Origin of the sequence: uncultured Lawsonella sp., from assembly GCF_947252745.1 — a bacterium.
In the GTDB taxonomy this organism is placed as follows: domain Bacteria; phylum Actinomycetota; class Actinomycetes; order Mycobacteriales; family Mycobacteriaceae; genus Lawsonella.
The window spans coordinates 90,125-110,967 of the sequence record NZ_CAMXWW010000003.1; the positions used below are offsets into that span (position 1 = coordinate 90,125).

Annotated in this window: 19 protein-coding genes; 10 read left to right on the forward strand and 9 right to left on the reverse strand. The window is 55.7% G+C overall.

Annotated elements, in window-relative coordinates; translation table 11 throughout:
• Positions 1-94: 94 nt before the first annotated feature.
• A complete protein-coding gene (locus Q0X28_RS04245; RefSeq protein ID WP_296238808.1) occupies positions 95-1,198 on the reverse strand; it encodes a branched-chain amino acid aminotransferase in 1,104 nt (367 codons plus the stop codon).
• 192 nt (positions 1,199-1,390) lie between these two features.
• On the opposite strand from Q0X28_RS04245, the gene Q0X28_RS04250 reads away from it, so the two are divergent.
• The 5 genes from Q0X28_RS04250 (at position 1,391) to glnA (ending at position 7,825) form a co-directional block, all read left to right on the forward strand.
• Positions 1,391-3,460: a 2-oxo acid dehydrogenase subunit E2 gene (locus Q0X28_RS04250; protein ID WP_298576759.1), complete on the forward strand. Its 2,070-nt coding sequence runs from the start codon at positions 1,391-1,393 to the stop codon at positions 3,458-3,460.
• Positions 3,447-4,199: a lipoyl(octanoyl) transferase LipB gene (gene lipB / locus Q0X28_RS04255; RefSeq protein WP_296238812.1), complete on the forward strand. Its 753-nt coding sequence runs from the start codon at positions 3,447-3,449 to the stop codon at positions 4,197-4,199. The genes Q0X28_RS04250 and lipB overlap by 14 nt, the downstream gene beginning before the upstream one ends.
• Positions 4,196-5,203, forward strand: a complete 1,008-nt coding sequence (locus Q0X28_RS04260) for a lipoyl synthase (RefSeq protein ID WP_298576761.1) — start codon at positions 4,196-4,198, stop codon at positions 5,201-5,203. Before lipB ends, Q0X28_RS04260 begins: the two co-directional genes overlap by 4 nt.
• A 105-nt stretch (positions 5,204-5,308) precedes the next feature.
• On the forward strand, positions 5,309-6,085 hold the full coding sequence (locus Q0X28_RS04265; RefSeq protein WP_298576763.1) for a DUF4191 domain-containing protein: 777 nt from the start codon (positions 5,309-5,311) through the stop codon (positions 6,083-6,085).
• A 303-nt stretch (positions 6,086-6,388) separates the two neighbouring features.
• Complete coding sequence (glnA, locus tag Q0X28_RS04270) at positions 6,389-7,825, forward strand: type I glutamate--ammonia ligase (protein WP_298576765.1); 1,437 nt, start codon at positions 6,389-6,391, stop codon at positions 7,823-7,825.
• Positions 7,826-8,650: 825 nt separating this feature from the next.
• Here the strand turns inward: glnA and Q0X28_RS04275 are convergent.
• From Q0X28_RS04275 to Q0X28_RS04285, 3 genes are all read right to left on the reverse strand, one after another.
• Positions 8,651-9,841 (reverse strand): hypothetical protein, encoded by a 1,191-nt coding sequence (locus Q0X28_RS04275; protein WP_298576767.1) that lies wholly within the window; start codon positions 9,839-9,841, stop codon positions 8,651-8,653.
• Positions 9,842-9,888: 47 nt separating this feature from the next.
• Positions 9,889-10,275, reverse strand: coding sequence for a hypothetical protein (locus Q0X28_RS04280; protein ID WP_298576770.1), 387 nt, complete (start codon positions 10,273-10,275; stop codon positions 9,889-9,891).
• A 1,075-nt stretch (positions 10,276-11,350) separates the two neighbouring features.
• Positions 11,351-12,196, reverse strand: a complete 846-nt coding sequence (locus tag Q0X28_RS04285; protein WP_298576772.1) for a hypothetical protein — start codon at positions 12,194-12,196, stop codon at positions 11,351-11,353.
• A 63-nt stretch (positions 12,197-12,259) separates the two neighbouring features.
• Here Q0X28_RS04285 and Q0X28_RS04290 point away from each other — a divergent pair, with 63 nt between their 5' ends.
• Positions 12,260-12,718 carry a helix-turn-helix transcriptional regulator gene (locus Q0X28_RS04290; RefSeq protein ID WP_298576774.1) on the forward strand — a complete coding sequence of 153 codons (459 nt, stop codon included), beginning with the start codon at positions 12,260-12,262 and terminating at the stop codon, positions 12,716-12,718.
• Positions 12,719-12,756: 38 nt separating this feature from the next.
• Entirely contained in the window at positions 12,757-13,122 is a 366-nt protein-coding gene (locus Q0X28_RS04295; RefSeq protein ID WP_298576776.1) for a hypothetical protein, read from the forward strand.
• Positions 13,123-13,128: 6 nt separating this feature from the next.
• On the opposite strand, the gene Q0X28_RS04300 is transcribed toward Q0X28_RS04295, so the two are convergent.
• Together Q0X28_RS04300 and Q0X28_RS04305 are read right to left on the reverse strand one after the other, a co-directional pair.
• Positions 13,129-14,082: an adenine-specific methyltransferase EcoRI family protein gene (locus tag Q0X28_RS04300; protein ID WP_298576778.1), complete on the reverse strand. Its 954-nt coding sequence runs from the start codon at positions 14,080-14,082 to the stop codon at positions 13,129-13,131.
• A complete protein-coding gene (locus Q0X28_RS04305; RefSeq protein WP_367270668.1) occupies positions 14,079-14,924 on the reverse strand; it encodes an EcoRI family type II restriction endonuclease in 846 nt (281 codons plus the stop codon). Before Q0X28_RS04305 ends, Q0X28_RS04300 begins: the two co-directional genes overlap by 4 nt.
• A 206-nt stretch (positions 14,925-15,130) precedes the next feature.
• Between Q0X28_RS04305 and Q0X28_RS04310 the strand changes: the two genes are divergently transcribed.
• Together Q0X28_RS04310 and Q0X28_RS04315 are read left to right on the forward strand one after the other, a co-directional pair.
• A complete protein-coding gene (locus Q0X28_RS04310) occupies positions 15,131-15,688 on the forward strand; it encodes a DUF4365 domain-containing protein (RefSeq protein WP_298576782.1) in 558 nt (185 codons plus the stop codon).
• Positions 15,685-16,905 (forward strand): hypothetical protein, encoded by a 1,221-nt coding sequence (locus tag Q0X28_RS04315; protein WP_298576784.1) that lies wholly within the window; start codon positions 15,685-15,687, stop codon positions 16,903-16,905. Before Q0X28_RS04310 ends, Q0X28_RS04315 begins: the two co-directional genes overlap by 4 nt.
• A 765-nt stretch (positions 16,906-17,670) precedes the next feature.
• Here Q0X28_RS04315 and Q0X28_RS04320 read toward each other — a convergent pair.
• Positions 17,671-18,147, reverse strand: a complete 477-nt coding sequence (locus Q0X28_RS04320; protein ID WP_237023733.1) for a hypothetical protein — start codon at positions 18,145-18,147, stop codon at positions 17,671-17,673.
• 126 nt (positions 18,148-18,273) lie between these two features.
• On the reverse strand, positions 18,274-18,957 hold the full coding sequence (locus tag Q0X28_RS04325) for a type I restriction-modification system subunit M N-terminal domain-containing protein (RefSeq protein ID WP_298576912.1): 684 nt from the start codon (positions 18,955-18,957) through the stop codon (positions 18,274-18,276).
• 380 nt (positions 18,958-19,337) lie between these two features.
• On the opposite strand from Q0X28_RS04325, the gene Q0X28_RS04330 reads away from it, so the two are divergent.
• Entirely contained in the window at positions 19,338-19,616 is a 279-nt protein-coding gene (locus Q0X28_RS04330; RefSeq protein ID WP_298576788.1) for a hypothetical protein, read from the forward strand.
• A gap of 6 nt (positions 19,617-19,622) precedes the next feature.
• Here the strand turns inward: Q0X28_RS04330 and Q0X28_RS04335 are convergent, their stop codons facing one another.
• Positions 19,623-20,462, reverse strand: coding sequence for an alpha/beta fold hydrolase (locus tag Q0X28_RS04335; protein ID WP_298576790.1), 840 nt, complete (start codon positions 20,460-20,462; stop codon positions 19,623-19,625).
• Between the last annotated feature and the right edge of the window lie 381 nt (positions 20,463-20,843).

A 20,843-nucleotide genomic window follows, 5' to 3' on the forward strand; every position in this document is an offset into this window, starting at 1 on the left:
CTGCGACTGTTGTGCAGGGGCGGCAGTTGTGAGGTAACGCTGCTCATGGCTCGTCACTCTGGGGCCGCAACCTCTGTTGCGGCCACTACGCTGGCTAGACCAGCTTGTATAGCCAGTTATGGTCGTCAGCGAGTTCGCCGCGCTGAATACCGGTGAGGGTGGCACGCATCTTCATGGTGATGTCGCCAGACTTCCCCTCGTTGACTGTGAATTCGCCATCGCGGGACTTGAAAGTACCGATGGGGTTAATGACGGCGGCGGTGCCGCAGGCAAAGGCTTCGGTAATTTCACCCTTGGCTACCCGGTCGGCCAGCTCAGTCATTGTAATAACGCGCTCTTCGACGGTATAGCCCAAATCCTGGGCGACGGTCTTCAAGGAGTCCCGGGTAATACCTGGGAGCAGTGATCCCGACAGGGCTGGGGTAATGACGGTAACGTCATCACCATCCTGGGCGACGAACATGACATTCATTCCGCCCATTTCTTCAATGTTTTCTCGCTTTATAGCGTCAAGCCACAGCACCTGGTCGCAACCCTGCTTATCGGCAGCATCTTGGGCGGCAAGGGAAGCTGCATAGTTGCCGGCGAACTTTGCGGCGCCAGTGCCTCCGGGGCAAGCACGCACGTATTCGTGTGACACCCACACCGTCACCGGCTGCACACCTTTTGCGAAGTAGGCACCGGCAGGAGAAGCAATAAGGACATAGGTGAATTTCTTGGCCGGGTGAACACCTAGACCAGCCTCCGTGGCGAACATGAAAGGACGGAGGTAGAGGCACTCCTCGCCACCTGGCTGGGGAACCCAGTCCTGGTCAATGGCGATGAGTTCCTTAATTGAGTCAATAAAGTCTTCCTCGGAAAGCTTAGGCATAGCCATGCGCTCCGCAGAGGCTTGGAAGCGAGCTGCATTGGCGTCGGGGCGGAAGGTCACAATCTCGCCATCAGCGTGGCGGTAGGCCTTCAAACCTTCGAAGATAGCCTGGCCGTAATGCAAAACCATGTAGGCAGGGTCGACGGAGAAGGGAGCATAGGGCACCACACGATGGTTGTGCCAGCCTTTACCTTCTTCGTAGTCGATAACGACCATATGGTCGGTGAAGTAGCGGCCGAAACCGGGGTTTTCGAGAATAGCTGTGCGTTCTGCAGCGGTACGGGGGTGCTCAGAACGCTGAATATCAAAAGTAGAGTGTTGAGCCATGGGAATTATGCTACTCCACTTCGCGTTTTTCCCCGATGAGGCCAGATTTTCTTTGCACAATGAGCGTGATTTCGGTGAGCGTCTGCCAGGAGTTCTCCACAGAATCCTTGTCTGCGCGCACTATTGCGACTGAGCTGAGAGCATCCGCAGGGTACTCTAGAGGGCATACGTACCCCTGCAAGGAGTTGTGCCATGTCCGTCTCAGTAACACTTCCCGAACTCGGTGAGTCAGTGGCGGAGGGAACCGTCACCCGCTGGTTAAAGAACGTTGGGGATTCTGTTGCACAAGATGAGCCCCTAGTCGAGATCGCCACAGACAAGGTCGACACCGAGATTCCTTCCCCCGTGTGTGGTGTCATTGTCGAGATCTGCGCATGGGAAGATGACACCGTCGAAATCGGCGGCTTGCTAGCCCGCATTGCCGACCCTACCGAAGCTGCCGCAGCACTCGGTAGCCCCGTAATGACCGGATCCGGTAGTGGTGCCGCCAGCACTGTTCCCTTCCCGGAAGTGTCCGACGCACGCGCGCAGGAGCATGTCACAGTCGACAAAACAGCGGAGCTCCCTGAGCCAGCCTCCACATCTTCCTTCCAACCACACGACAATGCCTCTGGCGCACCTGCAACCGCTTCATCCTCCGCAACACCACACCATGCTGCCCATGCCGACTCCACGTCGCAGGACGATGACGCAGAAGAAGCACAGTACTTCGAAGTACTCATGCCCGAGCTTGGCGAATCCGTCACTGAGGGGACAATTACTCGCTGGTGCAAAAAACTCGGCGAAAAAATCTCTGAAGATGAGCCCCTGCTGGAAGTATCAACCGACAAGGTTGATACCGAAATCCCCTCCCCCGCCGACGGTATCCTCGTGCAAATCTGCGCGGTGGAGGACGACACTGTCCCCGTCGGACAAGTATTGGCTGTGCTACAGGTGGGTGGAACTGCCCCTGATCCCGCCGACTTAGTTGGGGACTATGGGACAGCAACCGATGTGTCGGCAGAGTCCGAGGGTAAGGACGAGAGTACGACCACCGCTCTGCTGACTGCCACGGCGACTTCCCTTGACGATGTCATTGCATCTGGCTCAACTATATCTGACACTGCAGAGGGGGACGACACGGAGCCCACCGGCACCCCCAGCGATGTTTCTGCCAACACCACTGCCGAGAAGACGACTCCCGCTGGTATAGCACCCAAAGTACCGCAGACCGCCCCCTCATTCGACGATGTTCCTGGCGTTACCAGCTTCGGCGACACCCCGCGGGCCAGTACCGATCACAGCTACGTCACCCCCCTAGTCCGCAAACTAGCCGCCGACAAAGGTGTCGATCTTGCTGATGTCAAGGGAACCGGCTTGGGAGGACGCATCCTCAAGAAAGACATCCTGGGCTATGCTGCCGAACGGGAACGTCGCGCTGCTGCCGCAGCCGCCGCAGCCACCGCAAGCGCTGCTGCCTTGGACACATCCGCGATGACGAGTGCAGTTGGGGGCATCCTCACTACTACCACCGACGACAGAGTTGGGGGAGCTGAACTCCGTGGCACTACGCGGCCAGCATCCCCTGTTCGGCAGTCCGCCGCCCGCGCCGCGCTATCCGCCGTCCACCACACCGCACCCGTCTCGCAGGTCTTCGAAGTTGACCTCACCACGCTCCTGCGCCAGCTAGTATCGGACCGTTCTGCTGAACCCTCCTTGGCATTGTCCCTTCGAGCATGCGTCGCCTACACGGTCGCGAGGGTCCTGCTTCATCATCCTGTCATGAACGCGAGCTATGACAAGCAACACCAACTCATTTCCTACCACGAGGACATCGACCTTTCGGTCGGTATTGATACCCCACAGGGGCTTCTCTGCCCCGTCCTCCACCATGCTGACCAGTGCAGCCTCGCAGAAATCGGGCAGCGTCTGCAGGAGATGGAAGACCGGTGCTTGAGCGGCAACCTGACGCCCGGCGACCTCAGTGGTGGCACCTTTGCGCTGGCTCACCCCAGCGCAAGTGGAGCGCTCTGGGAAACCCCCATGGTTATTCCGCCCCAATCTGCCGCACTCGCCGTAGGCAACCCGGTGCAGCGCCCCGTCGTGGTTGAAGACGCAGGCGGTAGCGCCATCGCTATTCGCGCGATGAGCTATCTAACGCTGAGCTACGACTCCTGCCTGGTCGATGCTTCTACAGCAAGCAGCTTCCTCCGCGATGTACAAGACGCCCTTCAGGAAGCGAGCTTCCTCGACGATATTGATGATGTGAATGGACTCTCTTAATACTGACTCCTCCCCAATCTCATCACGCGCATCCCGCCTCCCCTTCGACTATCGGTGGCTGGGGGAGGTGGACTATGACATCGCATGGGAGTGGCAGGAGGCCGAAACCGCCCGGCGCAAGGCTAGCGTGCAGGACCCATCACAGGCAGCGGAAGCCCGCGATGTGGTGTTCCTCCTCACCCACCCTTCCGTTTACACAGCTGGAAGGATGACGGAAGACAGTGATTTGCCCGACAATGGTGCCCGCGTAGTTTCCATTAATCGGGGTGGACGGATCACGTGGCATGGCCCTGGACAACTCGTCGGCTATCCCATCATTAAGCTGGCAGAGCCCTTAGACGTTATCGCTTTCGTACGCCGCACCGAAGAAGCCCTCATCCGTGTCGTCACTGATCTGGGAGTACCGGCGGGCCGGGTACATGGGCGGTCGGGAGTGTGGGTCCCCAGCGACGCCGCGCTAGGGCTACCCGGAAATCGGCCAGAACGAAAGGTCGCCGCACTGGGTTACCATCTGACGGGCGGGGTGAGCCAACATGGTTTTGCCATTAACTGTTGTAACTCACTCGAGCCCTATACCCATATTGTGCCCTGCGGCATCACCGACGCCGCCGTCACCACTCTGTCTCTCGAAGTCGGCCGAACCGTCACCCCCACCGACATCCTGCCAGCAGTACAGCACTATTTTCAGCTGGCACTGGACGGTGAACTCGGGCTCACCGAAGGGGAGATTCCGCGATGAAAGACTTGTCCGACGACCGGAAACTGCTCCGCATCGAACGTCGCAACGCAACACACCCCATCGAGAAGAAACCGCCCTGGATCCGTACCACAGCCCGCACCGGCCCCCACTACCAAGATATGAAGTCGCTTGTCGACGGGGCGTCACTGCACACCGTGTGTCAGGAGGCTGGCTGCCCCAACGCCTATGAATGTTGGGAGGACCGCGAGGCCACATTCCTTATTGGCGGCAGCCGTTGTTCGCGCCGCTGTGACTTTTGCCAGATCGATTCTGGCAAGCCACTACCGCTGGATCCTGATGAGCCGCGGCGCGTGGCCGAGAGCGTGCGCCACCTTCATCTCCACTACTCCACCATCACTGGGGTCACCCGAGATGACCTCCCAGATGAAGGAGCATGGCTCTATGCAGAAACCGTACGGGAGATTCATCGGCTGAACCCGGAAACGGGGGTCGAAAACCTTATTCCCGACTTCCATGCTAGGCCCGATTTACTCGACCAGGTCTTTGCGGCACGTCCAGAGGTCCTTGCACACAATGTGGAGACCGTTCCGCGTGTGATGAAGGATATCCGCCCCGCCTTCACCTACGAGAAATCCCTATCCGTGCTTACCCAGGCACACGACTATGGGCTCATCACCAAATCGAATCTCATTCTCGGTATGGGGGAAGAACCTACTGAAGTGGAGGAAGCCCTCGTCGATCTCCATGCAGCAGGCTGCGACATCATCACGATTACTCAATACCTGCGGCCCTCTCCGCTGCACCATCCAGTCGATCGGTGGGTGAAACCAGAGGAGTTTCTGGCCCATGCGGATCTTGCCCGCCGGATTGGCTTTGCAGGGGTAATGGCAGGGCCTCTGGTGCGATCGAGTTACCGCGCCGGGCAACTTTATGCGCAAGCGATGCAGCATCTCGGTCGGCCTTTGCCCCCACAGCTCCAGCATCTTTCCGGCAGCAAGGGTGCCTCGCAGGAAATACATAATCTCATCCATCGCCTACACTAGAACTATCTCATGAGCAGCTGAGCTCATAGCAGACAAGGCATTGTTGCGAGGCACTACGCCTGTTTGCCACTTATGTCCATGCACCGCACTAATTGAGGGAGAGTAATGGCTAAAAAGGACAAGCCGCTGGCCGAAATGACCAAGGAAGAGCGGAAAGAAGCCCGCCAGGCTAAGCGTAAGGGCCGCATCAACACCATTAAACAGGTGTGGACCGCCTTTAATATGCAGCGCAAAGAGGACAAGTGGCTGCTCCCCATCATGATTGCTGTGCTAGTGGCCGTCCTCCTTGTCGTTGTGCTCGTTACTTATTTCTTTATGAATGGGTCCTGGGTGACCTGGCTCTTCATGGTTATCGCTGGTATCTTGCTCGGCGTCATGCTGGATATGGTGATCTTCACTCGTCGGATGACCAACAGCCTCTACGCGAAGGCAGACGGTCAGCCCGGCATGGCCGGGTGGGTCCTCTCCCAGTTGAAGGGCACCTGGCGTGTCCAGCAGACGGTAGCGGGCAACGCTAACTTGGATGTTGTGCACCGAGTGGTGGGACGCCCGGGCGTCATCCTAGTCGGCGAAGGTAACCACTCCCGACTGCGCGGATTGATGCAGGGCGAAAAGCGAAAGCTTGCCCGTGTGGTGGGGGATACTCCGATCTACGAGATTTACGTCGGTCACGGTGAAGACGAAGTGGAGATGAAGAAGCTTGAACGCACTATCAAGCGCCTCCCCAAGAACATTGACCGTGACAAAGTCGACTTCATTCAGCATCGTCTGGAGTCTTTGGCGGCAAAGTCCGGCATGATGGGAATGCCCAAGGGTCCCATGCCGGCCGGCGTTAAGGTGCGTAATGTGCAGCGCTCAGCCCGGCGACGCACACAACGTTAACCACACAAATACATAGGTCGGTAGTTCTGCGAGCCCTACTTAACTACTGGCTTTTCCCTCTACCCTTTTCACAACCGCTGTTGGAATTCTCCCCTGATTCGCTACAGCGGTTGTGGTGTATTTTTCCCGGTCCGTGCAGGATAGAGCCATTTTAGGGGTGAGTACGGCCACGGCAACCCTTTTTTAACCGAAAAAGCGGTTGCGTAACACGTCGGAAACACGACCTTGACTCCCGAGCAACACCTGCCCTTTAAAGTTGAGAGATCACCGGGCTAAAGCCGGTCTCAACCAAGGAGAATTACCGTGGGATTTACCAGTCCTCAAGAAGTTGTCGATTACATCAAGGCTGAAGAGGTCGAACTCGTCGATATTCGCTTCACCGATCTGCCAGGTATGGAACAGCACTTCACCATTGACGCTGCTGATTTCACCGTGGAAGCTATGGAAGAGGGCCTCGCTTTTGACGGCTCTTCCATCCGTGGCTTCGCCACCATTGACGAATCCGATATGTCGCTCCTCCCCGACCTGTCTCGCGCCCGACTCGACCCCTTCCGTGAGGCCAAGACCCTTAACGTGGAATTCTTCGTCCACAACCCCCGCACTCGCGAGCCTTACAGCCGCGACCCCCGTAACGTTGCGCGCAAAGCGGAAGAATACCTCATTTCCACCGGTATTGCCGACACGTGCTACTTCGGTGCTGAGGCGGAATTCTACGTCTTCAATAGCGTCCGCTACGCCACCGAGATGAACACCGGTTTCTACGAGATTGACTCTGAAGAAGCCTGGTGGAACCGCGGCAAAGAACTCGACCTCGACGGCACTCCCAACCGTGGCTACAAGTCCCGTTTCAAGGGTGGATATTTCCCGGTTGCTCCTTACGACCACTACCAGGATCTCCGCGACCAGATGTGCCGCGACCTGCGCAGTGTTGGATTCACGCTGGAGCGCGCCCACCACGAGGTTGGTAACGGTGGCCAGATGGAAATCAACTACCGCTTCGATACCCTTCTCCACGCCGCAGACGATGTGCAGCTATTCAAGTACATCATTAAAAACACCGCCTGGAAGAACGGCCTCACCGCTACCTTCATGCCGAAGCCGCTCTTCGGAGACAACGGATCGGGTATGCACGCCCACATGTCCCTCTGGATGGACGGCAAGCCCCTCTTCTACGACGAGAACGGCTACGGCGGTCTTTCCGATCTCGCCCGCTACTTCATCGGTGGCATCCTCGAACATGCGGCCGCAGTGCTGGCCTTCACCAACCCCACTATCAACTCCTACAAGCGTCTGGTGAAGGGTTATGAAGCCCCCGTCAACCTGGCCTACTCCCAGGGCAACCGCTCCGCCTGCATACGTATCCCCCTCACTGGTAATAACCCCAAGGCCAAGCGCATCGAATTCCGCTGCCCTGACCCCTCCTCCAACCCTTACCTTGCCTTCTCTGCCATGCTGATGGCCGGCCTGGATGGCATTAAGAACCGTATCGAGCCGATGGCCCCCATTGACAAGGATCTCTACGAGCTACCTCCGGAGGAAGCCAAGAACATTCCGCAAACCCCGGGTACCCTCGATGAAGCTCTTGAAGCACTGGAGAAGGATCACGACTTCCTGACCGAGGGCGACGTGTTCACCGAAGATCTCATCAACACCTGGATCAACTACAAGCGCACTGTGGAGCTCGACGCCGCTCGTCTGCGTCCTGCCCCGGTGGAGTTCGAACTGTACTTCGACTGCTAACAGGCACGGCATATTTGCACAACTGACCTGCGGTTATTTGCATAACTGCTAGGCAAGGGTGAACCCCTCGACTTTTCGCCAGAATTGTCGAGGGGTTCGCTATTTTTATGCCCAATTTGGGCGGTTTTCAACTCGATTGGCCCTGTCCTTACTTGCTTCACGGGCTAGTTTCAGTACTTGACCACGACTTCTATGCCACGGCCCCCTGAAAAGTTCCAGGAAGACTCATAACCTCTTATGCCGCCTCGCCAATCTGAGGAGGGGCGTTCGCGCCCGCGATGTCGAGAATGTCCTCGCGCGGGCTACCCTTGCGCGGGCGCCCACCCCGAGGTGGTTTCGGACCAGGACCTTCGTCCACTTGTCTGCAAAGGTAATCCATTGCCAACAAGGCGTTGGTCCCAGCAACCGCTAGACCAATGAGGAGCATGAACGCGCCCACGCTTCGCATATAGCGTTTTGTCCGCCCGCCCTTACCAATAGCGACCAGGCTTTTCAGACTGTGGTTTCGTGCCTCGATAATGTTGCGGGGCTTACGGTAGAGCTTTTCCCACTCTTTCGTATAGGCGGGAGGTCCCTACTGCACGTACTTATGGAAGCGGTCATGCTCGTGGATACTCACCAGCTCAGAGGCTTGGGAACAACTCTTGCCGGAGGTGTTCACCTTGTCCAGGATGTGCCTCGGTAGTGGCATGGGTGGTCGACCGAGCGCGGTCTTCTTAGCTGCTGCTTCGCGGGCCCGCTGGTTGCCGGCCCTTAGTAGGCAGAGCACCTTCCCGGACAGTGCGGGACACTCGAAGCGTTGAGAGCCGTCGGCACGCTTTTCTTTTACCGTGATTTGCAGGGTCTTGCGACGCGCGGCCTGGCTTCGCGCTCAGTGTCGCTCATAGCCTCGTTCTCGTGAGCTGCCTTGGGATAATATAGCAGGTCCTCAAACCCAGCAATACACGGGCAGTAGGCTTGGCCCGCGACCTGAGTAATGCCCTCCACGTCGGCGGTAATTCCGAGAGCTTCGGGACGGTTGGGGAGGTCTCCGATAATATCCCAGTCTTCAAATCGGACTGGGCGCTGGTATTCTTCGACCGCAGAACCTGGCAAGTAAATACGGTCACCAATAAGGTAACGCCTCGGCAAACCTGTCTTCTGGAAAACCGCCAATGCCTGCAAGCCGTTCTCACCAACACGACGACCAGGCTTGTCCAAGGACACGCCCACAATAGGTGCTAGAACGTCTTCGCCAAAACATCCACTGAAAGGAGCGACAAGAGTTGCGTCATAACCGAAGACCGTCCTAACCGACTTATGTATGTCTGGGTGGTCACCATTGTGGTTGCCAAAGCGCACCCATTTTCCTGCGTCTGGATGTGAAGGCATACGCTTGGACTGCTCCGTTGGACCGTAAGTCAACGCCTCAATGACCGTCGCGTCGAGAACGACGTCACCTTCATAGTCATCAAAAACGTCGTCACCTAGCAATCGCGCGGACACAACCGCCAGTAGGAAACAAAATACGGACCCTCGAATCTTGCGCTGCTTAATGAACTCGGGGTCGCGGGTCGCTTTAATAGTTTCATATACGTCCTTGTTTAACCGCGTCCACTTGGGATTTTCGGGGTACGGCTCAAGGCTCGCAATGACCCTGCGCTGGAGCGTATTGCGGTAACGGTGGTACCACTGCTTGTACGTGCCACGGCAGAAGTCCTCGTCACGCAGGCTAATAGCGTCCCATGCCTTCTTGTCGAGACGCCTGGTGAGAATGTCAGCGGTGATAGAGAGGTTCATGGGTAGCTGCATGAGCACCGGCGACAGCGCGAGAATGAGCGCTGCCCGCGCGGAAATGTGAGACGGGCGCCCACCTGGTCCTTGGGTTACGGTGTCTGCCTCGTACCAGTCCTCGCACTGTTCGAGTACACCGGAGATGTCCACAATGCGCGCAGCAATGTCAATGAGGTCGAGGCTGACTTTACCCTTGTCGGGCAAGGTGATAGATTCCAACTTCTTGTTCTTCTTGGTGCTCATGTGGCTCACCTCCTTTCTTCGTGTTCGCCAGTGGTGTTTCGTGCTAGCTAGTTGTTGCTGACCAGGCGCAGTGCGGGCCGGCGGGTCATGGTCTCGGTTCCGTCTGAGTTAAGCGCGTTGTGGTTGCCACGCAGAAGCTCTCGTGCTTGCTTCCCTTGTGTGTCCACTTCCGGCAGCCATGACGTGAAATGTTGGAGGGAGGCTAGACCCGCGGCGCGTGCGACAACAGCCTCGGGGACGAACTCGCGCAGAAGGCCGACGACCCATGTCGTGCGCAGACGCCCCGGGAGTCGAGTCGGACATGCTCGGGCTTGCCGATAGGCGTCAAAATGGCGGCCACTGACTCGGTGGTGGCGTGTGCGCGTTGCGGAAACGGAACCAATGAGTTGGAGCTGGGCAGCGCGCGCACTTGGTCCGCAACGACCTGTTCCCATTCGGTGCGTACCAGCACGGTTATCGTCCCAGCATCTCGGTAGCCGCCGACAGTGACAAGGACGCCGGAAGCGTCGACTGTCACGTGGTTTCGAGTCAGTGTCGCCATTTCTTTCGAGCGCAGTCCCACCCCTAGCCCCAGTGCCAGGTAGGTGCGTGCGCCTGCCCGCTAGTAGACGGTGCCGAGCGAATACGACCATTGGACGAGTTGACGTTGCTCCTCCACCGTGTAGGGTGCGTCGGGAGTTTCGTAACCGTAGGCCACGGCAGTATCCCCGAACGGCCACTCGGGTTTGAGTTTTGCCCCAGTGCTACGAGCACGAAGGGACGTGCGCCCTTCACGCGGGTCGTCCGAGGGCTTATCCCAATGGCGAATTCAATGGTTGCCGGGGACAGCACACCTTGGACGGTAAGTTCTGCTCCCAGGTGTTCGACGGCAACGGTGGCCGTTCAGGCAAGTGCGAGCGTGCGTTTCGTAGAGACTCCGCAGATACGGCTGCTGGAACGAGGTGGTTAAGAGCAAGTGGGCGGACAAAGGGCGCGACGACCTGCCACTGCGCAAAAGAAAGTGCGCGTGGTCAGCAGTCCTGGACAATGCGAGCAAAGTCAGGCATGACAAAACCTTCGTGTGCCAGGTAGCTTTCCTGCTGCCAACTGCACGCTCGGTGGTGGACGAGCCGAGCAGAGGTGGTGGTGCAGTAGGAAAAGGTCTGGCACGAAACTAGAAGCGGTGTTTCTTGAAATAAAGATACTAGGCCCGTATAGCTACTGACCAGGCCCAATGGCATGGGCTGTCACTTCCAGGGGCGCCGTGTCATGACTGGCCTCCGGCAATAAGGCGCAAATGTGGACGTGGCGTGTTCGAGGGGAGCGGAGTGTCTTGACTGCTTACTAGACGTAGCCTCTTAACCGAAGCCGCAGGTTGCGACAGTCTCGTTGCAGTTTGTGGATGTTCTAGCTCAGGCAGCGGTGCAATAGTCGCCAGCGCTTTGTGCGACATTCCCAGCAACAGCCCTGTAGACAGCGTGAACGTGCGTGAGGCATCAAAGCAGCGCAAAACCGTTGCGCGTGGGAACGCTAACACACCTCCTCCACTGTCGCACCGTCAGCCAACTGCGCGGTCGCCCAAGTCGCCTGGAGGATGGAGGGTGTAAGGGAAAAAGATGACGGCTTATCGAGTCCCGTTAGCGGGTTGTTCGTTTTCACAACACGTCCCTCCACTAGAGACAGTTGCGCAAGGACGGCCCGAACCTCAGCCCGAGCCTCCAGCGTGTCCCCCTTCACCATTACATACGCGCCGTCACGGCTGACGTCTTCCCCCTTCACCTGTGACAAGACACGCATGGATAGGCCAACACCATAGGCTAACGCGACGGTCGCGCACACCGTGCGCGCCAAGAGCGGAGAAGGCACGGTTTTCACCCGGGCAAATGCGTCCGCTACCTGTTGTCCGGTGAGCGGTTGTCGGCCTATCTGCTTCTGCACGTTTCGTCCCAAAGAGGGTGGCACGGCAGACGTTAGTTCCCACTGAGACACCGCCCCTTCCCACCGACCTACTGCCGAAAGTCGTGAAGAAAGATTTCTTAGAGACGTAATCTTGGACTTCTGCACTTCGCCAAGCCACCACCAAGCAAGCTCACGACTCAACAATGATTGGATATGCACCTCAGCGTCGGCAAGGTCCACTCCCCTAGCCCCTGAAACTTCCGGAAAGAAACGCGACAACAAGGCACCAATACTCGTCAATTCCCGCTCGTTACGAATACCATCCCGCCCGCCGGTACAGTGAGCCACCTCAACTCCTAAGACCAGCAAACGACGCACATGCACCAAGACTTGCCGTTCCGCCCCGAGACGCGGGCAATAGCGCTTCGCGTGAGCAAGCAACTTCGCGTAGTTGTCGACACCGTGAACACTACCCATTTACGCCACCACCTTCGGGCGTGGCGACGCGACCTGACTCGCTCCAGCATTTAGCGTGAAAGTATGACCGACAACGACGCTTATGCAGGTAAGACCCCGAAGGAGCTTTACCCTGGCTGGCCGGACAGTCGCTTGCCCAAGCTGGAGCCGGCCCACCAAGTCATTGAAGACTCGGCTGCCAACGTCTTTCGCCGCTACCGCAACAACACGCTCAAAGAGTTCGCCGAAGACACCGGCGTGAGCGCGTCGACTATTTCCGACTTGACGCGCGGTAATGCGTGGCCGAGTGCCCTCACCGTTGCGCGCCTGGAGGTAGCGGTGCGGTACCCGTTGTGGCCGAGAAAACATGTCCATACCCCCAAGCCAAAACCACGGGAAGCCAAACCCATAAGATTCCGCAAAAATTCTTACGATCCTTCGTCCCCTGACGCCCAGGCGTCCTTTTTGGGTTTACCGGATAGCTCCGTGAGACCGTTTTTCCGGTGCGCCGGATTACGCCCTCCCCCCACCGGCACTGTTTGATTCCCACCCCAACGACCCCAGCCACTACAGTGAAAACTATGACCACGCCCGCCACCCCAGGGCGCGGGCGCACCTCACGCCCCGCCCCGAACGCGCTCTACCCCGCCTGGCCACACGACCCCACCTGCGTCGGCGCTGACGCGCTCGTGCAGACTTTCGTCGCGAACCTCGCCGCGGTGGTCGAGTCGAACCTCACTACGGGAGTGTCCCAAGCAGAACTATGCAGGCGCGCAGAGGTCGGCAAGGCGGCACTGACGAAGATTCTCCAGGGCGCAGTGTGGCCCGATTCGCGCACCGTGGCGAGGTTCGAAACGGCGGTCCAGCAAAGGCTGTGGGTGAGGCCGGGTGACAATGTTCCATTGCCGGGGTCGCTTGGCAGCGGAAACAGTCCACTATCGAGTTAAGAACCGTTACCACAAAGTGTTCTGCGGGACGTACTCAACCTCTGCCCTTTGGATAATGATTCGGAAATATGGGCAGCGGCCATTGATACTTAAGTCCCTACCATCATCCCCCTTGCGAAACCTCACGATTCTAAATTGCTCGGGATTGTACTTATGGAGAAAGGTAATGGGAACACCCATCAATCCAAAATAATCGCTAGGAATATCCTTCGTTTTATTCACATTAATGCCGTCTAAATTGTCATACTTTGGATAAAAGGCTTCGCTTCCAAAATATGTTTTGGCAAGTGGTAGAGGTTCGTGTCGATTCTCGTGATCCAGGGTGGTAAGCCACAAGGCGTTATTTGTAGAAACGATTCGATTCCCCGCTTCATCAATTCGTGCCTCGGTGCCATATAAGTCGTAATGGGCAGGAACAATAAAGCCAGAAACCCCTCGACCTAGATGTACCCCAAGCCACATTTCGTTTCGTTGTATCCGCGGGAAGACCTCTTTATAAGTAATCGCGTTTACATTGGCTATGACTAGGAAATCTTTCTGATACGCAAACATCAACGAAACGAAGTCACGGAAAAGCGAAAATGGGGGGTTTGTAACTACAATGTCCGCTCTTTTCAGAAGTTCAAGACACTCTCCCGATCTAAAGTCGCCGTCACCAACGAGTTCACCATTCTGACTTTCGCCATTGCTGTCGAGTATCGCAAACGTCCCATTGCATTTTCCGTCATTTGCATATCCCGTCGCAATCAATTCCTTTAGTCCCAACTTGTGAAAATTGTCCCTAAAGAACGACACAAAATTACTAATTTTGGGGTCATCACAATTACAGTAGACCGTTTTACCTCGAAATTTCTCTTGATAAAATCCCAACTCAGCGTCAATATCTTTCCGTTGAGTATAGAACTCATCATTCTTTCCCCCCTTAGCCTTGCGCAGTTGATCCCCGCCCCCGGTCCTCACTGCTCGCCCCCTACAACAGACAATTGATTGAACAAGTCACTTGCGAGTACGCGAAGAGAGGTTTTTGCAACGTCAAGCAGAATTGTGAACATCTCCTCACTGTCCCACTCTTCACCATCACCCTGGGTAAATATGGAAGCGGACTGGAGCATAAACGTATTGCCATTGCTTGCGACAACTTTGTTTTCACATAAGTTCATATTGATTGGCTGCCCGAAATTTGCCGCAGTCAAGCGGTCAAGACGATTAAGCATTCCACTATCGTGGTTCAAAATCACTGTACGGCCGTCGGGTCTCGCGACCGTTAGGGTTTGGGTGAGAAAGTTTGTACCCTCCAAGAACAGCACGTAGGGAAAGTGAGATTCAGAAAGCATGAAGTTTGCCATTTCGGCTATATTCTTGTGGGACCTTTCGATTGCATTACCGGCAGCCATGAGGTCTTGGTCCTTCTTTTTCCCCACCAAGATGCCGGCCCGAATATTTTGTAGATCTTTCCCTTGATATTTTGCCTCTGAGATAGCGACCACCCGCCAGTCGCCATCATCATCTTTTACTTCAATAAGCCCTCCGTCGGGAATTACGCTTGCACTAGGTACAAACAATGTTTGTCCCAACTCTGGATCAACTCTTTGGAGCGCTTCGTTTATCTCAACCTTTGTCACCTTTTTTCGGTGCCGAAATTCCAGTTGAGGGTACTCGGACTCAAGTTGACCCGTGACAAGCTTTGAAACCTCGAATACGTTAAGGTCGTGACGCTTCGCAATCTCTCCGAAAATCCCAGTTACACCCTCAGACAGTATATGTTGCGCAGTCAAGCGACTCGATTGACCTTTCCCAGCCAAAGTTTCCCTCTCTCCATGTCTTCGCTTTCAAAATGTAAGATTACAACCAACACGTCCCCTCCTAGCTCACCACTCTACGGCTATTGCCCATCCGGTGTAAGTCATAAGGACACTGACAGACAACGTTTTCGATGCACTGACGAAGTAACACTTTTCCTGCCCCAAACCCCAGCTAAGAGCGTAAGTACCCACTAGAATTTCCGAATATGACTGCATTGGCGATTAGACCTGGATACGAGAAGGTGTGGGTTCGCGGTCGCCCCACCCGCCGCACCGAACTCAAAGAAGAGTTTCAGGCCAGTATTATCCACGCCATTGCGGGAGCCGCAGGGTGCGTTGCAAAAACCGAGAGTATCGACACTGGCATTGACATCACCGTCACCCATGAGACGCAGGGTGTTCGTGATCGGAAAACGATCAATCTGCAACTCAAATGCACCGAAAAGGGCAGCGCCAACGACGAGTTCGTCAAGGTGAAAGTTTCCAAGCAGCGCTACGACGACTACCGCTTCGAGGGTAAGAACGAACCGCTCATTCTCGTCGCCCAACTCGTTCACCCGGACATGGATGAATGGGTAGGCCATGAGGATGCACTCACCAAACTTAGTGCCCGCAACTATTGGGTCAACCTCACGGGTGAAAAGCCGTCCAACGCGGCCGACAACGGCGACGTTATCGTCAAAGTTCCGACAACTAACGTTTTCGACGACGCGGCACTCGTCGAGCTGTTCGCCCTTCACCGCAGAGGGGAGCTTCGACTATGAATAACGCACCCTTGGACATCCAGGCTCTTGAACTGACGTTGACCGAGCTGGCGTGGGTCAAACAAGCCGACAGCGACAACCCGCACATGTCGCTGTGGGTCCCGTCCCCTACAGCGAAACTCGAACCAGCGGTTATTCGAGAAGAGGCTGGAGTCTTCCTTCCCCACAATCCCGAGGCACCCGACTTCCAGCGAATCATCCACCGGGCACTTACCGAGTTGGCGGACCTCAGCGCCGTCAATGTCGTCGAAGAATTGTCGACCTCGCAGCTTCGTCTTAAACGCGCCCTCGACAAGTTCGTCGTGTCGGCCGACGGGCCGGCGGTGCGTAGCGGTGTCGTCGACTGGCGTATGGGAACACGCCTCGTGGAAGGCCTGGGAGAAGTGCTGAAATCTGGTGCCCGAGTCAGCCACGCCCCTAAGCGCTGGTACCAGGGTTCTCACCGCGTCATTGCCGACAACTACCTGGACTCATGTCTCATGGGCCAAACGGAAGTCGGCAGCTACGTTGTCAAAGCCTTCGTCCCAGCGACTGCTGCCCTGTCTATTAGCAACAGCGAAAAAATGAAGAAACACTCCCAGGTGTCATCCCGCGAAGTCACCGAGACGGTGTTCGCTTCGGTGCAGGCAACAAAGGAAATCCTCGAAGAGTTCCACAAAAACAAAGATCCCGATGCCTTCGAATGGGCAATGCCCCAGGGAGTGTCCGTCGAAATGCTGACTGGTTTCCGAAACCTCATTGGCATGGACGAGACGGAAATCTCGGTCGAGTTCATTAAGACCGAAGCTGACGAACCGTCCGTCGTGTCGTCCCGCGGGGCGGTTGTTCTCGAACCTACGTTAACCGAGGCCGTGGAAGTTGGCATTGCGACCTTGAAAAAGGCACCTCAACCCACCGAAATGGTCGTGGCAGGTGAAGTCATTGGACTCATGCGCCAGTGGGACGAACCGGACTCGCGACGGATCAAAATGCGAGGGACGGGGGGACGAGGTGGCAAGATGCGCGTGTTTACCGTTCACCTCAACGAATCCGACTATGCCAAGGCGTTAGAAGCGCACGGTCGTGGCGTGTTCCTTGAGGTCAGTGGTGTCGCCGTGAAAGCAGAGTTTCTTGAGGTGCGGGGTGTTGGAGTAACCAACGCGCGAGTCAGCGGAGAAAGCGAAACGGAGGCACGAGGCGGCTCATTGGAGCAGTTAGACCTTTTGCGAAACCACTAGGTCGGAGACATCTTCGCAAACAAGACTCACGGCCTGCCATCGGGGGTTTTGTCAGGCCGTGAATGGGCCACGCAATCAAGGGGCCTCTTTCTCGCACCCGTAGCGCTCGGGGGGTCCGCTTGCTAGGTGCATCACCACCATAGTCCAGGACGCATTGTCGTGCAGCACATAATCTCGAAATCGAGCGTGTCCTCAATGTTTTCGCCACAGACCGGCATTGAAACACACTGACCAATCGAGTTCCCCACGAGTCTCGGCCCCCAACGCGCACGAAAAAAGACCCAGGACCTGCAACATGGCCAGCCATGAGCACCCACCACACTCATTCAACCCGTCCATCCGCCAACCATCAGACCGCAACCGCTACTGCCCCTCTCCAACTGCGGTTCTACATTGACCGCGAGCAAATTTCAGCGCTCACCCGCTTCGTAGACCGTTGCCCACACTCGTTCCGCGTCCTCGGTTCGGACGGGCAGCACATGCCACCCGTGCCACAGGTCGGGTCTATTCCGACACTGTATTTGATGCTGGTGCGTAAGTTATGTGTTTAACCTCGAAATCCCTTGATTTACAGGGATTTACGCCTTTCCGCGGAGCTTCCGTCACTGCTTTCCGTGGCGGTTTTTGTATGATTTTGGGGCTTTTCTGTGGCTCTTGCCGGTGTGTCTGTTTACGTTTTTCGTACCCCTTGGCGAGCAATCGTTAAAAGGTGTCAGCAATCGTTAAATTGTTTGAAGAATCGTTAAAAGGTTTACAGATTGCGAATTATCTGACTAACACTCCAATAATGAACGCCTGGATTACCGATATGATTGGTATTAGCAAAAAGGGTACAAACAAGAAATGTTCCCAAATCGCCAAGTGCTTCATCCAATTCTTAAATTCATAGTCCTTGTGCCCCTCTGTGCCGGGAATAACAATTTTGCTCTTATATTTTCCTTGAAATAACAGACAATCTAACAGCAAAAAATCTCCTGCATTTAAGATGCTCCACTGGATATAGCTCATCCAAAACAAGTTCCAAAAACCAATAATTGGGGAATGCATAAGGCTCGCGACCGAATAAACAAAACATATCCCAACGAGGCCGATAGTGAATATGAGATTTATCTTTTTCTCTTGCGTTGTCATTGGTAAAGGAGCTGCCTTTTGAATGGCTTTTGGATAAGAGTCCAAAAACCATCTTGGATTGATCAGTGCCAAGCTTGCGACAGCCCCATTAAAAATTGCGGCGATCGCCACGCCGTCAAGTATTGCTCGTAGGATATCCATCAACTTTTATCTTTCTCATTCCATAAATCCGAATCCAAAAATTCTTTTACAAACGTCAGATACGCCTCCGTGTTTTGCGTCATCTCCCCGCAGTGCCTATAGCCTTGCCAGATTTGTATTTCCGCTTTGGGATAATGCTACTTGATACTTCTTTTTGCGTGTCCAAGATTCGGATCTTTGTCCGAAAATGGTTTCATTCTCTTGTGGCTTCAACAGGCGGGTAACCAGGTGAACAACAGAACGCGGGGCAAAGAACTCACCAGCCTTTTGTCCAGCGTCATCAGCGAACCTCTTGAGTAGGTATTCGTATGCTGCACCCATCAGGTCACCCGGCGCGTTCTCACGGTCAAGGGAGACTTCATCAAAGGGCTTCAAAAGTCCCTTAAGTGCTGCTTCTGGCAATCGCTCTTGGTTGGCATAATGCACATCGCCAAAGATGTTTGCTAGACGGTCAGTGTTTGCCTGTGAAATCCTGTCCATGGCGTGCTTAACGCGGATACCAAGATAGGTGGCGGGGTTGGGCTTATTATTCTTATCCTCTTGGATACCCTTTGGAACTCCCTCATTACGGAACACCTGTGACCAGCGGGTGCCGTCAGGCACGGTGAAGATGTGATAGTCAGCTTCTACCTCTGCTAAAGCTTCTTCACCAAGATCCTGCCCCGCGTAGTCATCGAGAAACTTCTGGTGTTCTAGTTCCCAGTTGTCGCTAATCCACTTCCAGAAAAGAACCGGAAAGACGTAGTTCTTGTAGTCTGCTGCATCCATTGCTCCACGCAGAGAGTTTGCGGCTTCTTAGAGCTCGGATTCTAACTTCGCTTGCGTAACTGCCATTATACTTACCTATCTCTTGAATTTGACTTATAGATTCTTATTATGCTATCGGAAAGTGAAAACTGCGCGAAAACAGCTTCCATCAAGGTCTTTATCATCTCAACTTATATCGGTCGTGAATTCACCAGACATCCCCCAATTTCGCGCACATGAGCGATTTAGCACGCCTGTTCCAAATATTTCACCCTAATGTCGGGGCGGGAGTCTATGACGTACGGCACCGGATTGGAGGTGAAAAATCAGTGGTAGAGATTAAGTTCAATAAGGACTTTGGCAAAGTTCCTAGACATAAGGCGAACACTGCCAACAGGAACATTCAAAAGACTATGGAGTCTAACAAGACTCTTGACCAAAAAGTGAATGCGATTGTCCGCGAGTTCAACACCGCCTATAAAAGCACTGGACTTGAGAACTTCGGTGACACACTCAAGGACACCATCAAGAAGATGGTGAAAGATGGTGGCGCGCCGCGGCAGTATGCCCATACCTTGTACAAACAACTCGACAAGCTGTTTTCGCTGGTGCTCGGTCAAAGATCTTCATGCTCTCACAAAACACTCCCCGCTAGTCGGTATCGGATTTCTCAGTCCACTAATGGGGAGTAGTTCATGCTACCGGGGTACGAGGTTGCGCGGCTGTCCGGGCCACTGGAGCTGGTCGAGGAAGGCGAGGACCTCTTCGTTGATGGCCCCGAGTGTTACCTCACTGTCGGTGGTATCGAGGCCGCGGTCGAGGAGGTTGGTGACAATCGGGGTCACACGGCTCAGGTCCGTCATGCCCAGGTGGCCGGAGCCCGGCAGGTAAACCACCCGATCCTCCGGACCGTCGGGCAGGGCCACCTCGGTGTGTGCAGGACCCTCCAGCATATCCTTGGCCACGTCGGAGTAGAAGTACAGGATCGGCACCGGATAGGGCCCCTCTCCTTCGCCTGCGACCGTGATGCACTCGAGGGCGACCACGTCGACGACGTCATCGCGCTCGCGACCGAGCGCCAACGCGCTGGCCCCGCCCAACGAGTGGCCCATGGCGACGACCTCGTCGTGCGGGAGCTGGTCCAGGACCGCGTCGAGGTCAGCGAGGCGAAGTTCGATCCAGTCCTTCTGCAGGTCGACGGACATCTGGATGTCGTCGGAGTTCTGGATGTCGAGAGCTCGTCCAGGAACTGCTTGTCGGGGGGTGACGATGGTGCCGTCGGAGAGCCGGGTAAACATCGTGTGCTTCGAATGGGCGACGGAGGCGACCCGGTAGCCGTGGCTGGCCAGCTCTCGGAAGAGAGACTCGTTGTTGTACATCGTGCCGTTCGCGCCGTGGGAGAAGACCACAAGTGGGCCGATCGGCTCCGTGTCTCCGGGCTCCCAAATGCCGACAGGCAGCTCGCGGGTGCCATCGTCGGCCGTGGCCATGGACGGTATCGGGGACGGATAGGTGACGAACTCCGTGCGGGTGGCCACCTCGTGCGGGCCCGTCGTCGGGATCGCGCCTAGCCTACTCTGACCTACTAAGGGGGAATCTGAAGGGAAAACGAAAGGTAGTGTTGTGGAAACGGAGACATCAGGCTAGATGGTCCGCAGTGGTCAGGGAGTTTCGCAAATGTCCCGGCGCTATGTGTTGGTGGAGAAAACGACTCCACACCACCCACCCAGAAGTAAATAAATACTAGTTTGGCGTTGTCACCGCTAGATTTTTCTCTAGCGCGACAACGTTATTCATCTGTCCAGTTACAATATTTCCGCAGGAAATGACTGTTAATCTGAAACAACGAGAAAGCCTCCACTGCTTCTTTTCAGACATCTGGGAACATATGCTCTTCTCACAAAAGTAGCCCCCGCAAA

Excerpts from the sequence above, each read along its gene's own strand:
- Q0X28_RS04245 (WP_296238808.1), bottom strand. The coding sequence starts at position 1,198 with ATGGCTCAACACTCTACTTTTGATATTCAGCGTTCTGAGCACCCCCGT.
- Q0X28_RS04250 (WP_298576759.1), top strand. The coding sequence starts at position 1,391 with ATGTCCGTCTCAGTAACACTTCCCGAACTCGGTGAGTCAGTGGCGGAG.
- lipB (WP_296238812.1), top strand. The coding sequence starts at position 3,447 with ATGGACTCTCTTAATACTGACTCCTCCCCAATCTCATCACGCGCATCC.
- Q0X28_RS04260 (WP_298576761.1), top strand. The coding sequence starts at position 4,196 with ATGAAAGACTTGTCCGACGACCGGAAACTGCTCCGCATCGAACGTCGC.
- Q0X28_RS04265 (WP_298576763.1), top strand. The coding sequence starts at position 5,309 with ATGGCTAAAAAGGACAAGCCGCTGGCCGAAATGACCAAGGAAGAGCGG.
- Q0X28_RS04275 (WP_298576767.1), bottom strand. The coding sequence starts at position 9,841 with ATGAGCACCAAGAAGAACAAGAAGTTGGAATCTATCACCTTGCCCGAC.
- Q0X28_RS04280 (WP_298576770.1), bottom strand. The coding sequence starts at position 10,275 with ATGGGAACAGGTCGTTGCGGACCAAGTGCGCGCGCTGCCCAGCTCCAA.
- Q0X28_RS04285 (WP_298576772.1), bottom strand. The coding sequence starts at position 12,196 with ATGGGTAGTGTTCACGGTGTCGACAACTACGCGAAGTTGCTTGCTCAC.
- Q0X28_RS04290 (WP_298576774.1), top strand. The coding sequence starts at position 12,260 with ATGACCGACAACGACGCTTATGCAGGTAAGACCCCGAAGGAGCTTTAC.
- Q0X28_RS04295 (WP_298576776.1), top strand. The coding sequence starts at position 12,757 with ATGACCACGCCCGCCACCCCAGGGCGCGGGCGCACCTCACGCCCCGCC.
- Q0X28_RS04310 (WP_298576782.1), top strand. The coding sequence starts at position 15,131 with ATGACTGCATTGGCGATTAGACCTGGATACGAGAAGGTGTGGGTTCGC.
- Q0X28_RS04315 (WP_298576784.1), top strand. The coding sequence starts at position 15,685 with ATGAATAACGCACCCTTGGACATCCAGGCTCTTGAACTGACGTTGACC.
- Q0X28_RS04330 (WP_298576788.1), top strand. The coding sequence starts at position 19,338 with ATGGAGTCTAACAAGACTCTTGACCAAAAAGTGAATGCGATTGTCCGC.